Source organism: Psychrobacter sp. SHUES1 (assembly GCF_001652315.1).
Lineage (GTDB): Bacteria > Pseudomonadota > Gammaproteobacteria > Pseudomonadales > Moraxellaceae > Psychrobacter > Psychrobacter faecalis.
This window is the reverse complement of record NZ_LXWA01000037.1, coordinates 1-14,739: the sequence shown is the minus strand read 5'-3', so window position 1 is coordinate 14,739 and position 14,739 is coordinate 1. Positions and strand designations below refer to the sequence as shown.

Genomic DNA, 14,739 nt, shown 5'->3' with positions numbered 1-14,739 from the left:
TAATAAAGTGTATGCAATAATATCTTGCATTAGGAATAGATTATCTTTAATAAAAGGCTCAAACAACAATGTCTGATAGCGAATTTTCCCAAACTTCTCAAAGTATGCAAGCCGAACGACTGGTACAGCTGCGCCGCGATAAAGGCATGACCGCCGAACAATTGGCGCAGGCGATGACGGCAGCAGGGGCCAAGGTGAGTCGCGGTGCGATTTCTAATTGGGAGCGCGGCACCAATGGCATCGTGTCATCGAAGCTGCCGACCCTAGCGCGTATCTTAGGCTGTAGCGAAGGCTATTTATTACGTGGCGATTTGCAAAACGACATGGATAGCGTTGCTAATTCAAATCAACCTATCAATTCTTATAATACAACCAATATTCATAATAAAAACGAAACCCCTGGGCAGCAAAGCGTAGCCCCTACTTCTACCGCAAATTTACAACCCAACCCGATAAGTGGTCACTCTATGAATCCAATTAAAAAATCCGATAAATTACAAAACGTTTGCTACGACATTCGTGGTCCGCTTTTGCAAACAGCCAATAAAATGGAAGCTGAAGGTAAGCGCATTTTAAAGCTAAATATTGGCAACCCTGCGCCGTTTGGCCTTGAAGCACCGCATGAGATTTTGCGCGATGTAGCGATGAACCTGCCAGAAGCGACAGGATACTCGGACTCGCAAGGGATTTTTGCGGCACGTAAAGCGGTCTTACAATATTATCAATCAAAAGGTCTGCTATCAGCTGTCGATGTGCGCGATGTATATTTGGGTAATGGTGTCTCTGAGCTGATTGTGATGACCATGCAAGCACTCATGAACGATGCCGATGAGGTGCTTGTGCCAATGCCCGACTACCCGCTTTGGACAGCCGCGGCCAACTTAGCAGGCGGTACAGCGGTACATTATCGCTGTAATGAAGACGACAATTGGCATCCTGATATCGAAGATATCAAGTCTAAAATTACGTCCAAAACCAAAGGCATTGTGGTGATCAACCCCAATAATCCAACGGGCGCGCTGTATAGTGATGAGGTGTTATTGCAAATTATCGAAGTCGCCAAAGAGCATGATTTAATCATCATGGCCGATGAGATTTATGACCGTATTCTTTATGATGACATGACGCATACGCCGATGAGCACCTTGACTGATGATGTACTGGTGCTGTCTTATAACGGCTTATCAAAGTCGCACCGCATCGCCGGTTTCCGTGCTGGTTGGATGATGGTGTCTGGTAAAAAAGACCACGCTGCCGACTTTATCGAGGGCTTAGATATGCTAGCGTCTATGCGTCTATGCTCAAACGTTCAAGGGCAATATGCCATTCAAACGGCAATGGGCGGCTATCAAAGTATGAAAGAGCTCACTTCAAAATCAGGACGGCTATCAAAGCAGCGCGAACTGGCCGTTTCACGTCTTAACGCAATAAAAGGCATTTCTTGTACCATGCCGCAAGGGGCGTTTTATTGCTTTCCAAAGATGGATCCTGAGGTTTATCCTATCAAAGACGATATGCAGTTTATGATGGATTTATTGATAGAAGAAAACGTTTTAATGGTACAAGGGACCGGCTTTAACTGGGATGCACCCGACCATTTCCGCTTGGTGTTTTTGCCCAATCTGCATGATTTAGAAGATGCGATGGACAGATTGGACCGCTTTTTTGCCAAAAAACGTAAGCAGTTTGGTACCGAGTAAACATTCAAACTTGTATAAAAAAACGCTTATCAGCAGCTGCCGATAAGCGTTTTTTATTTATTAATAGAAAACCATAATAAATAACGATAAAACTTTTATTTAAAAATATTACTTAATAACAGATAGCTGATAGCCGACATCGAAGCGGCCGCAGGCAGGGTAATTACCCATGCCAAACCGATAGGCTTCATCAGCGCCCAATTGGTATCACGATTGACGATGCCAATCCCCAATACCGCACCAACCAGCGTATGCGTACTCGATACGGGCAGACCCATGGTCGACGCGCCCATGACGACGGCAGCCGCAGCCAATTCCGCGGAAAAGCCTGAAGCTGGGTGCATTTTTGCTAGATTAGTACCAACGGTTTGAATAACTTCTTTACCGATAAACCAAAGACCAACGATGAGCGCCACACCAAAGGTCAACATCACCGCAGGCGGTACAGCCGCTTCAGTCGCTATACTATTGGTACGGATAACGTCCATAATCGCCGCAAAAGGACCGACAGCATTGGCGATATCGTTTGAGCCATGACTAAAGGCAAAGGCGGAAGCAGTAAAGACCTGCATCCAGCTAAACATAATAAACGTCGCTTTGGTCAAATCTTCTTTATGCTTGCCGCGGATACTTTTGGTATAAATAAAGGTCGCAAGCCACACCAGCGCCGCGATCATACCCATGATGAAAAAGCCTTGAATCGTCGTCATGTTACCGTTGACGTTTTTTAGGCCTTTGAACACCACCAAAGAGGTCATGACCGCGCCGCCTGCACCAGCGATGAGCGGTACCCACTGTTTGAGGGCTTTTAGGGTATCAAGGTTGCTACGTTCGTGCTCAATCTTATAAAGCTGTTTGTAATAATCGGTTTCTAAATCCTCGATGTCACAATCATCATCTTTATAGATTTCTTGATCGCGCAGCATCGCTGAGGTATACGCCAATTGCTCTGACTCGGTTAGACTTTCTAGATACTCTTTGTGGTTTTGCTTGACGGTTTTTTTATCGTCTTTTAGCGTCGCAATATGCGCTTCGGTTCTATCATTATATTCAATGATTTTTTTCTTAATTTGGCCGTATAACAGGTAAGAAAATACGCCGCCTAACACTGGTGAGATGACCCAAGAGATGGCAATTGTTCCAATCGTACCCCAATCGACGGTCGATAGTGCCATGTCGGTACCACCTAAAGAGATACCGAGTACAATAGAGCTACCAACGACGCCACCGATAATGGCATGCGTAGTCGAAACGGGCAAACCTTTTTTGGTGGCAAACAACAGCCAAAATGCCGCCGCGATAAGCGCTGAGAGCATGACATAAATAAACTGATTGGGCGAAACCGATAAACCATCTAAGTCAACGATGCCGCTGCGAATGGTATCGGTGACTTCACCGCCCGCCAGTACCGCGCCCGACACTTCAAATATCGCGGCGATACCCAAAGCTTGCGGAATCGTCAACGTCCCTGCTCCCACCGAAGTACCGAAGGAGTTGGCGACGTCATTACCGCCGATATTGAATGCCATAAACACACCAAAAGCCGTCGCTACGATAAATAGCGTCGTCTGCTGATGCATGGTGTAATCTAGACCCCACCATAAAAAGTAGGCGGTCATCGCAATCAGTAAAATGGCAAAAAATAGATTGATTCTCATAGAACCGACTGCTTTGGTTGGTCCTGTAGAACTGCTGCTAATACCCATACGTTGATACGTCCTGCGTAAGCTGATTGAAATTATAGGTGATTAATGACGTTGCGGCGCTAACGATGGCGTTGTTTTCACCATCCAACATTATGATAGCGCGTCCGCAACGTGGTTTTGACATACTATGTTGAATTTGTTTCTCGAAATACTGTTTTGAATGTATGAATTTGAAAATACGTTTATAAAGAATTGCTATCTACTGCGCTCTATATTGTCCTGATAGTTTTGCGTACATGTAAATATTTACGCGCCAGCTTGCTCACCTATCAGCGAAAAACCTAAGCCACAAAATGCCATAAAGCCGCAAGTAGTCTTGCCAAATCGTCCGATTACAGCAGCTTGCGGCTTAGGTTTTATAGTGATAGCGTTGGTTATAAAAAATCTGTTGTTAATAATTAAAACATTTATAGGATAAATACCATCTCTGACTGTGCAGCTATTTTGTGAGCAGGCAGAAGTTATTACGCGCCTATTATATTAAATATAGACACAGATTGCATGATGATATTGCGAGATTTGTAACTACAAATATATCAAACAAAAAAGCCGCCTATTTAAAAGCCGCCTATTTAGTAGAAAAATGTTGTTAGTTTTTCCTAAGACTTCAAATAAAAATAATACTAACTTTTAAACTCGTATAAAGCCTTTATCACTTATCATGCATTTATTTAGTATCAGCAGTGATAGACAATGCCGCGGATAGCTGTTTAATAGCGTGGTCTAATACCTCTAGGCGCGCTTGACGCTTTTCATTAGTCGCGATGATTGCCCAAGGTGCATCCTTGGTATTGGTACGTGCCAACATATCAGCCGCCGATTGCACATAATCCACCCATTTATCACGATTACGCCAATCATCATCGGTCAGCTTAAATTGCTTATGCGGCGTCTCTTCACGCGCCTCAAAGCGTTTGAGCTGCTCCTGTTTATCAATAGCAAGCCAATATTTGATGACTATCGTTCCAGCGGCGACCAAATCTGCTTCAAAACGATTGATTTCGTCATAAGCGCGCTGCCATTCTGCGTCAGTCGCAAAGCCCTCGATACGTTCGACCAATACGCGTCCATACCACGTACGATCAAAGATAGCGATACGGCTGATACGATCGATTTGCTCATTGGGCAGCTTGGTCCAAAAACGCCATAAATAAGGATGCTGCAATTCATATAACATCGGCGCGCCAATATTATAAATCTGATATTCGCGCGGATCGAGTGGCGCAACCAGCCTTTTAATAGCGCCGCCTTTGCCAGCGGCGTCCATCCCTTCAAAAGCAAAGACCACATGCCGACCCTGACGCGCCCGTAGCAATTTGGCAAGATGTGCTTGCTTGTCAGCAAGCACTTTATGATAGTCAGATTTATCTATCTCGGTATCGTTAACCTCTATCAAAATTTTAGGGATTTTTACAGGCTCGAATTTTGCTGCTTCTTTTATATTCTGACTTTCTGCTTCACTACTGTCTGCTTTACTGCTTGCTAACGCGGTTTGCATCGCTTGCAATACTTGATGACAAAAATGAGTGGCAGCCTCTGATTTATCATCGCCATTGATAATAACCCAGTCATTCTGCTGGCGTAATAGCGCGGTTGCTACCTTATTAAAAGTGTCGACGACCTGTTTGCTTTTCCAATCGATTTGATATAAAAACTCTGGATCAGCTTCATCATCATTAAGCCGCGCCTGCAAGGTTTCAATATCGACATGAAACCAACATTTAAGCAACTTGGTTTGATTAGCAGCAAGATCTTGTTCAAAGGCTTGTAGTTTGGTGAGTTCTTGCTTTAAATAGTCTTGCCATTGGCCAATAGGCAAGGCGTTATTTTTCAGCGTCTTATTATTCTTATCTTCACTTTTTTTCATCTTATCGTCATCACTTTCATTGTCATCATCATCTAGGGTCGCCATGCGCATGACGTTATAGAGTAAGTCGGCATACCAGTTGCCAAAATACACCATCACATCGCCATGACGTGGCAGCGCTTTGGTATGCGCTTGCCAAATCGGCTGATGCTCTAAGGGACAATCTCCGATAGTCGCCTCAACCTTGAGTAAGCGCGGGTCAACCCATTGCCGCAGCTGGGTGACTGCGGTGCCCTTGCCCGCTTGCTCCATGCCGTTGACCAACACCAAGAGCCCAGTTGGTTTATTGGTAGTCGGCGGTGTTTGCTGCCGCGTGGCGCGCAGGGCAAACTGAGCGGTGACTAATGCCAAGCGCAATGTATCTTTGTCCATAGCAAAGATATTTAACGGATTGGGCGTTAAACGCTGCTCGACGACTTGCTTACTAAACTGGTCACTTACTGCTTCTGGCGCTTGGCTTTCAGTCGATTTATTTTTTTTGCTCATGTCCATACTCGCTTTATTATTAGATAATTTTTATACATCTCTTATTTATAGTTTTTATAAGCTGTCTTATTTATATAGTGAATCATAGCATTGCGTAAAACCAGTAAATAACCCTGCTATGTAACAGTTTGGCATTTGTATTCTGTGGTATTTTCTTTTAAGGTGAACAAAATCTTGCGCGCATGCTTTAATAGCTGCCCACAAAGATAAGAATTTAGTATCATTTCCACTCTTTTATTAGCAATTTTATTGCCATTTTTACTTTTTATAGGATTACTTGCCATGTCTGCGTTAGCCAATTTACAACAGCACTTAAACCGTTTTTGGGCGCTGCCACACCATAAAGATGCTGCCTTAAATACCAAGCTCAAAGAAGTGCAAGCATGGCAACAAGCACGTATTAAGCGTACCCATAGCGCGCTGTTTGAACAACCAAAAAACAAACCGATGGCAGAGTATTTTTTAACGCAGCTATATGGTGGTGATGAATTTAAAGTATTGGCAGAGCAGTTAGATCGTATTCTTCCCAAAGCCAAAAAATTAGAGCGCCTTGCTAAAGAAGCTTCTTTAGAAGCGGGCAGCATGGGCATTCAAGCGTCTATCTTGGCCATTGAGCTGGATTTACATTTGGCCGAGTGGTTGGTTGCGCAAGATTTAGCAGTCAATGAAGAGAATATGCTTGCCGCTTACCGCGCAGTCGATGAGGCCAATGAGCGCCGCGTGCAGATTAACAATCTAAAAGAGGTCTGCTACCGTACCGATAAAGATTTGAATTCATTTATGCTCAAAAAAGCCTTTGGTCTCGCAAAAGGCACGGCTTATCGCCATAACTTCCAGCCGCTTTACGACTTTATCGATTCAGGCTTTAAAGCGATGAAACCGCTAAAAAGTGTCAGCAGCTTTATTGAACCGTTTTGTGAGCGCGAGCTTGAGATTATTGACGAAGTTCATGACACCAATAATGGCGGTAAGGCAGTAGCGTTTGGTGTATGATAGGGTCAATAATGCCCGTGGCTAACTGACCGCTATAGTGCTTAAATAGGGTTTAAACCGTATGCAATCGGTGTTTAAACCCTATGCAAACAACGCTTAAATACGCCATCATAAAAACAAATAATAGGATAATCGTATGACTGATAACTCAAATAACAACCCTAGCCAAGCCGATCAAACCCATACTGATAAACCTACTTCTCATGGTCATCTGCAAGATAAATTGGTTAAAGATAGTATTGCTCATAATCAAAGCATCACCGCGCAAGTAAAAGCGCGTCAAAACCAAAGCGCTAGTACGACGCTGAATGCCAATGCTGCAGCCGATAGCAGCAATAATAATGACTTTACCCAAGTGCACGACTTACCAACCGGAACCCCACAAGGTCAACAAACGACTATGCCAAATACCATAAATAACAGCGCCAATCCTACTGCTGCGCACGCACAAATGGCCAAGCAAACGCTTTTTAACCAACGTGATGACATCAATAATCCCCATACGCCTGATACCGATGGTAATGAGCAAACACATTTCGGCTATAAAACGGTTAATAAAGCAGAAAAACAAGCGCGCGTTGCCGATGTTTTTACCTCAGTTGCCAAAAAATACGACATTATGAATGACTTAATGTCGTTTGGTATTCATCGCCTGTGGAAACGTTATGCGATTAGCCTGTCGGGCGTACGCGCCGGCCAGCAGGTGCTCGATATCGCTGGCGGTACGGGTGATTTGGCCAAAGTATTTAGCCGTGAAGTGGGTCGCAACGGCCATGTGGTATTATCAGATATCAATGCGGCGATGCTAGAAGTTGGCCGCGAACGCCTCATCAACGCCGGCTGTAATAACGTTGATTTCGTCTTAGCAAACGCTGAAACTTTAGCGCCATTTGACGATGAAAGCTTTGATTTGGTGACTATCAGTTTTGGTCTGCGTAACGTCACAGACAAGGATGCGGCGCTAAAATCTATGTATCGCGTCCTCAAGCCAGGCGGTCGTTTATTGATTTTAGAATTCTCAAAACCTGTGTTTGAACCATTATCGAAAGCTTATGACTTGTACTCATTTACGGCGTTGCCGATTATGGGTAAGTTGGTTGCTAATGACTCTGAGAGCTATCAGTATCTGGCAGAATCAATTCGTATGCACCCCGATCAGCAAACGCTTAAACAAATGATGCAGCAAGCAGGCTTTGAGAATTGTGATTATCATAATTTGACCGCTGGTATCGTTGCGGTGCATCGCGGTTTTAAAGCTTAGTTTTAAAAAATCACAGTTTTAAAAAAGCACAGGTTTAGAAAAGAATAGCTGTAGAGCTTAGTTTTGACAGCTGCTTAGATAAACACACTTTTTATGATACAAAAACGTCTGTCATTGAGCAGGCGTTTACATCGTTATAACAGCCAATATTGAAATATGCGCCGCGCTTATGGCGCTCAACCAAACATTGTGAGGGCCTTATGCTGACTGTCTTACTTTTGGCAGGTGCCGAAAAGCTGATTAATATCGCCATTGCCAGCGATGAGATTACCAAAGCTGGGCTAGCGCCGCTTGCGGGCAAAGTGCTGCGTCTCAATATGGACATGCCTGAGATTAATATAGACGTTTTATTTACCGAAGAGCGTTTGCGCTTTGAGCCGATCATGCCAGAAAGCGTGTTTGAACCAAGCGGCAGTATGAATGAGCGCCAACAGGCCAGCCTAGAGCGTTCGCGACTTGGTCATAGTCGACCAGATTGCACCATTACCGTTGATAATCCTGCGCAGCTGCTGAACCTGATGCGCGGCACAGAAGGCAACTTACCGATTGCAGGGGATTACAAAGTGCTGATGCAACTTAAGCAGCTGGTTGCAGGATTTGACCCTGATGTTGCCGGCCAGCTTGAGCCGTTTATTGGGAAACCGATGGCCAGCCAATTACACCTGCTTATCTCGCAGCTAAAAGGCAGCTGGCGTCATAGTGCCAAACGCGCCTTTAACGATGTCAGCGCCTGGGCCAATGACGTAGCGGGTAATGTTACTCCTGACCCGATGGAAGCCGCCGAAGTCAATGATCTAAAGCAGCAGTTATTAAAGCTGCGTGCGGATATCGAACGTGAAGAAGCCAAGCTTGCCGCTATCAAAGATGAGCAAGCACGTTTAACCAATCATAGATAATAATAAATAGAGTCTATGACGACCTAAACGCTAACTATGCGCCATCATAGACTCTGCCCTATTTTCGACTTTTTAGAGTAACCCTATCTCATGCTACTATCCCATCGCGCCCGCTTGCTTGAACTTTGGCGTATTGCCGCCGCTTATCGCATTGATACCCACCTTTCTGTCGAAGAAGCGCCGCAATTGCAACCTTTGGCGCGTTTAATCCGTTTACACCCGGCGGCTTGGGGTAAAAAACATCAGCCCAATGCCATCAAGTATGCGCTTGAGGATATGGGTACGCTGTTTTTAAAACTGGGACAACTGCTCTCGACGCGCCGCGATTTGGTGCCGCCTGAGATTATCGAGCAATTGGTGCAGCTACAAGACAAAGTCAAGCCTTTCGACTCTGACGTTGCTATTGCCCAGATCCAAGATACCAGATATGGTTTGGGTCAATCTATCGCCACGCTATTTGCCCGCTTTGATTTTAAACCATTAGCAGCGGCTTCTATCGCTCAAGTACATACGGCCGCTTTGCACGATGGCCGTGAGGTAGTGGTAAAGGTCGTTCGCCCTGATATTCGCACCACTATCGTGGCAGACTTTGAGCTACTGCGTGAGCTTGCTAATTGGGCATCGGCGCGTATCGAAGCGGCGCGCGCCATTCATATCGTTGATATTGTCGAAGATTATCGCCAAGTGATGCTTAATGAATTAGATTTGACCTTAGAGGCAGACAATACCACCCAGATGCGCAACAACTTCTTAGGTTCAGCACTGATGTATGTGCCTGAAGTTTATGACGCTGCTAAAAATGTCATGATTATGGAACGTATCCAAGGCGTTCCTATCTCGCAGGTTGAGGTCTTTGATAAGCTTGGTTATGACCGTGCAGCACTGGCAGAAAAAGGCTTAACGATATTTTTCACCCAAGTATTCCGCGATAACTTTTTTCATGCCGATATGCATCCGGGTAATGTCTTTGTAGAAACGCCGCCGGTTAAAACGCTCACTGCAGATATGACAGCAGTTGACCTAGATCATGAGCCACGCTATATCGGGCTTGATTGTGCCATTATGGGTACACTATCAAAAGACGACCAGCTTATTGTCGCGCGCATGCTTTTGGCGGTAATGAATAATAACTTTACCGCGATGGTTGATATCGTCAGCCGTGCTGGCTGGATACCTCCCAATACCGATAAGCATGCGCTCATGCGTGATATGAAACGCACTGTCGGTCCGATGCTGCAAAAATCTATCAATGATATCGACTTTGCTGGCGTCTTGATGCAAATTTTAGATATCGCCCGTCGCCATCATATGAGTATCCCGCCGCAATTGATGCTGCTGCTGAAAACCTTGGTGCATGTCGAAGGACTCGGTCGCGATTTATATCCTGAGCTGGATATTTGGTCGCTTGCTAAGCCCATTTTAAGCGGCTGGATTAAAGAGCAGCTCGATCCGATGCGTAATTTACAACATCTGCGTCAGCAGTTGCCAGAGATTTTATTATCAACGACTGATATTCCTAAGCTACTAGACCAAGGTCTACAAAGCCTTGCCTCACAAGGCTCGCGCCAAGATAGTCAGCTGCGAGAAATACAACAAATTCGCGCCGACATGCTCAATGATCGACGCCGAGATTGGTTAGCACTATCAGGTTTTGCGGTGTTTATTGCTATCGCCACACAAGTCGGTTGGTTTGCGCCTATTTTTTACCTATTGGCTATCATCGTCGTTATTTGGCGGGTTTTAGCTTAGGCTATTAATTTTTAACGAAAAAATATCCGTTAATTATTATCAAAAAATCCCACTTGAATAAGCTCTAATGCATTTTATTGTCCTTTATGGACAATTAAAATGCATTAGAGCTTAACTTTTTATTTTATTTAGCATGTCGTTTACCCAGTAAATATACGTCTTATATGGAGAATTTACCTATGTCGACCATATCATCTACATCACCTTCCAAGTCTCATGATTTAATCAAAAAAGATCATAGTGACGCGATTGCCGCTTTGCAAACACGCTTTGGCAAACAACTTAGCACCAATATCACCGTACGTGAACAGCATGGACATACCATGACCTGGCTTGCTAACCAGCCACCCGACGCGGTATTGACCGTGCAGGATAAACACGAAGTCGCTGCAGCGGTTGAGATTTGCAATCAGTATGAGATGCCAGTCATTGCCTTTGGTATTGGCTCATCTTTAGAGGGTCAATTGAACGCTCCCTATGGCGGACTATGTATCGATATGCATGCCATGGATGCGATATTGCAGGTTAATAATGAAGACCTGACCGTTACCGTACAACCTGGGGTCACGCGCGAGCAGCTCAATCATTATTTACGCGATACTGGCTTGTTTTTTCCGATAGACCCCGGTGCCAATGCCAGTATCGGCGGCATGGTCGCGACCCGTGCTTCAGGCACCAATGCCGTCCGTTATGGCACCATGAAAGATGTGGTACTTGCCCTTGAAGTGGTGACCGCGAGCGGAGATATTGTGCGCACAGGTACTCGCGCCAAAAAATCTGCCGCTGGTTATGATTTAACACGCTTAATGATAGGCTCTGAGGGGACACTTGGCATTGTCACCGAGATTACGCTTAAACTATTTGGTATTAGCGAGTGTATTGGTAGTGGTATTTGTCATTTCCCAACGGTTGAGGATGCTTGTCAGGCGGTGATGTTGACTATTCAAATGTGCTTGCCAATTGCCCGTATCGAGCTGCTCGACGCGATGCAAATCAAAGCTTGTAACCAATATGCCAATTTGAATTTAACAGAAACGCCTACGCTATTTGTAGAATTCCATGGCACAGAAGCCAGCGTCGCCGAGCAAGCGCAAATCTTTACCGATATCATCGAAGAGTTCGGCGGTACAGATTTTGCTTGGGATACCAACGAAGCCGAGCGGAAACGTCTGTGGCAAGCGCGCCATAACGCCTATCACGCTAGCTCTGCCCTACGACCTGAAGCCAGCGCTCTATCGACTGATGCCTGCGTGCCCATTTCACGCTTGGCAGAATGTGTTAGCGCTACGGCAAAAGACATCGAAGCGTCGGGTATGATTGGACCTATCGTCGGTCACGTCGGCGATGGTAATTTTCATGTTCTTTTATTGGTCGATACCAACAACCCTGAAGAAGTCGCTACCGCTGACGGTATTATCAGCCGCCTTGCCTCGCGTGCGATTGAGATGGATGGTACTTGTACCGGTGAGCACGGTATTGGACAAGGTAAGCAAAAATATATGGAGCAAGAGCATGGTAATGCCTTATTGCTGATGCAAGCGATTAAATCTGCCCTTGATCCCAAAAACATCCTGAATCCTGGGAAAATATGGCCTGAAGCTTTACCTAAAGCTTAATTTTAAAAAACTGCAGTATGAAAAAGCGTTTATCTTTAATCTCACAATTAAAGGTAAACACTTTTATAGTTTTAATATGGTTCATTTATTTTGAAATAAATGCGTGATTGCAGGTATCAATTTTTCGAAGCCTCTGGAGTGCAAAGCACACAGCAAGCGAGGAAAATTGATACCCGCACCATGCTATTAAAGACACGCTTCGTGCGTTTTGAACTGACTATCCTACAACATCTGGTCAATCGCCATCTGCGTCAATACCCGACCACGCGCCGTACGCAGCACATAACCTTGCTGTATTAAATATGGCTCAATCACATCTTCAAGCGTACCGCGATCTTCGGCCATCGCTGCTGCTATTGCTTCAACGCCTGCTGGGCCACCATCAAAACGCTCGTGTAATATTTCGATATAACGTCTATCTAAATGATCAAGCCCGCGTCTATCAACGGCAAGCATATCAAGCGCACTACCCGCTATCGCGCCATTGATACTACCATCGCCTCTGACTTGCGCATAATCACGCACACGGCGTAATAGCCGATTGGCAATCCTTGGCGTACCGCGCGAACGGCGCGCAATCTCTACTGCGCCATCTTCGCTCATCGGTACCCGCATCAAACGCGCCGCACGGCTAACAATCGTTGTCAAATCAGCGATATTATAAAACTCTAAGCGCTGCACGATGCCAAAACGATCACGCAGTGGTGAGGTCAATAGCCCAGCGCGCGTAGTTGCTGCCACCAAAGTAAAAGGCGGTAAATCTAGCTTAATAGAGCGAGCAGCTGGTCCTTCACCAATCATAATATCGAGCTGAAAATCTTCCATTGCTGGATAAAGAATTTCTTCAATGACCGGACTTAGACGATGAATCTCATCGATAAAGAGGACATCGCCCGCTTCTAAATTGGTCAGCATGGCGGCCAAATCCCCTGCACGCTCAAGTACAGGCCCTGAGGTAGAACGCAGATTGCCACCCATTTCACGAGCGATGATATTAGCAAGTGTGGTTTTACCAAGCCCCGGCGGACCAAAAATCAAGGTATGATCTAATGCCTCGTCGCGACCACGTGCCGCGCCAATAAACACTTCCATTTGCTCACGCACCACCGGCTGACCGATATATTCAGCCAATAATGCCGGTCGAATATTAGAGTCAGGCGCATCACCTGCCCCTTCTAACGGATTAATCAAACGATCTTGCATCATAGGTTTTATCATTTTATTAAAATCATTATTTTTAAAGGACTAAATCATAAACAGCATAACCAAACGCTGCGCATAAGTCATGCAAAACATCATAAAACAGGTAGTCTATAAAACACAGCCCAAAACGAAAATAAGCGACAATGAATGTCGCTTATCTGTTTAAAATTTAACATAATTACTTATAGTTTAAATAATTAAAAGCCAGAGAGCTGTTGCAGAGTAGCTTTTAACAAGCTCTGCGTATCGGCAAAGGTATCACCATTACTTTTCGCTGCTTTAATCGCTTGCTGCGCTTCTCGTTCTTTATAGCCCAAGCTAATCAACGCGCCCTCGACCTCAGCGATGATACTGCCTTCAGCAGACATAGGCGCAGGCTGAAGCGCAAATTCTAAACTGCTATTATCCACTTCGATATTTTTCAGCTTATCTTTTAACTCAATCAATAAACGCTGTGCAGTCTTTTTACCGATACCGGGAATACGCGTTAATGCCGTCTCAGACTCTTGCTCGACGTGCATTTTTAGCTCAGCCGCTGACATCGCAGACAGCATCGCCAGCGCCATTTTTGCCCCAACGCCATTGATTTTAATCAATTGGCGAAAAACATCACGCTCTTTACGATCGATAAAACCAAAAAGCAGCTGCGCATCTTCACGCACGTGAAAATGCGTCCAAATGCTCGCCTGCTCATTAAGACGCAACTGACAAAATGACGGCAGCGGCAGCTCTATATCGTAGCCTACGCCAGAGGCAGTCATGACACAGGCAGTCGGCGCCATCAAATATTGCACCTGCCCCGTAATCAATCCAATCATTAATCCACCACCTTTTATAAGATTTAACTCTGCACACGACAAAAAAACAAAAAAGTCTGTTAAAGCAAAGGCATAATAGTAATTTTTAAGACGAATCAGACCATGCCAAACTTTAACAGACTTAGTGAAACTTTAACCCAAAACCTGAGCATGAACAAGGCAAGAATCAATTGTTTGAGCCTAATGATAATAGCCCTGATTACTGCTCAAAGCAGTAACCTTAAAAAAAATAGCAAGACACCTTCCTAAGGGTGGCAAGACCGACAGTCACTATCGCAGACTACAGCGATTTTTTGCCGAAGCGAGGATAGACTACGATCAATTAGCTTTAATGATATATCGACTATTTGGGCTAGGCAAAGTCACCTTAACCATTGACCGCACCAACTGGAAATGGGGTAAAAGTAACCTCAACATCTTTATGCTAGGGGTGGTATATAAAGG

10 protein-coding genes are annotated in these 14,739 nt (G+C 44.9%); 6 read left to right on the top strand and 4 right to left on the bottom strand.

Annotated elements, in window-relative coordinates:
- The first annotated feature begins 68 nt into the window (after nucleotides 1-68).
- On the top strand, nucleotides 69-1,700 hold the full coding sequence (locus tag A7325_RS04270) for an aminotransferase class I/II-fold pyridoxal phosphate-dependent enzyme (RefSeq protein ID WP_068404966.1): 1,632 nt from the start codon (nucleotides 69-71) through the stop codon (nucleotides 1,698-1,700).
- A gap of 95 nt (nucleotides 1,701-1,795) precedes the next feature.
- Here the strand turns inward: A7325_RS04270 and A7325_RS04265 are convergent, their stop codons facing one another.
- Both A7325_RS04265 and A7325_RS04260 read right to left on the bottom strand, forming a co-directional pair.
- Nucleotides 1,796-3,406, bottom strand: coding sequence for an inorganic phosphate transporter (locus A7325_RS04265; protein WP_068404964.1), 1,611 nt, complete (start codon nucleotides 3,404-3,406; stop codon nucleotides 1,796-1,798).
- A gap of 667 nt (nucleotides 3,407-4,073) precedes the next feature.
- Nucleotides 4,074-5,759, bottom strand: a complete 1,686-nt coding sequence (locus A7325_RS04260; protein WP_068404962.1) for an ATPase — start codon at nucleotides 5,757-5,759, stop codon at nucleotides 4,074-4,076.
- Nucleotides 5,760-6,041: 282 nt separating this feature from the next.
- Here A7325_RS04260 and A7325_RS04255 point away from each other — a divergent pair, with 282 nt between their 5' ends.
- The 5 genes from A7325_RS04255 to A7325_RS04235 all read left to right on the top strand — a co-directional run bounded on the left by A7325_RS04255 (nucleotide 6,042) and on the right by A7325_RS04235 (nucleotide 12,274).
- A complete protein-coding gene (locus tag A7325_RS04255; RefSeq protein WP_068404960.1) occupies nucleotides 6,042-6,752 on the top strand; it encodes an FFLEELY motif protein in 711 nt (236 codons plus the stop codon).
- Between the two features lie 451 nt (nucleotides 6,753-7,203).
- Nucleotides 7,204-8,013, top strand: coding sequence for a bifunctional demethylmenaquinone methyltransferase/2-methoxy-6-polyprenyl-1,4-benzoquinol methylase UbiE (gene ubiE, locus A7325_RS04250; RefSeq protein ID WP_242465429.1), 810 nt, complete (start codon nucleotides 7,204-7,206; stop codon nucleotides 8,011-8,013).
- A 200-nt stretch (nucleotides 8,014-8,213) separates the two neighbouring features.
- A complete protein-coding gene (locus tag A7325_RS04245; RefSeq protein WP_068404996.1) occupies nucleotides 8,214-8,909 on the top strand; it encodes an SCP2 domain-containing protein in 696 nt (231 codons plus the stop codon).
- 90 nt (nucleotides 8,910-8,999) lie between these two features.
- Nucleotides 9,000-10,658, top strand: coding sequence for an ABC1 kinase family protein (locus A7325_RS04240; protein WP_068404951.1), 1,659 nt, complete (start codon nucleotides 9,000-9,002; stop codon nucleotides 10,656-10,658).
- Between the two features lie 179 nt (nucleotides 10,659-10,837).
- On the top strand, nucleotides 10,838-12,274 hold the full coding sequence (locus A7325_RS04235; RefSeq protein WP_068404949.1) for an FAD-binding oxidoreductase: 1,437 nt from the start codon (nucleotides 10,838-10,840) through the stop codon (nucleotides 12,272-12,274).
- Nucleotides 12,275-12,496: 222 nt separating this feature from the next.
- On the opposite strand, the gene ruvB is transcribed toward A7325_RS04235, so the two are convergent.
- Nucleotides 12,497-13,477, bottom strand: coding sequence for a Holliday junction branch migration DNA helicase RuvB (ruvB, locus tag A7325_RS04230; RefSeq protein ID WP_068404994.1), 981 nt, complete (start codon nucleotides 13,475-13,477; stop codon nucleotides 12,497-12,499).
- A gap of 197 nt (nucleotides 13,478-13,674) precedes the next feature.
- A complete protein-coding gene (gene ruvA / locus A7325_RS04225; protein WP_068404947.1) occupies nucleotides 13,675-14,295 on the bottom strand; it encodes a Holliday junction branch migration protein RuvA in 621 nt (206 codons plus the stop codon).
- Nucleotides 14,296-14,739: the final 444 nt, after the last annotated feature.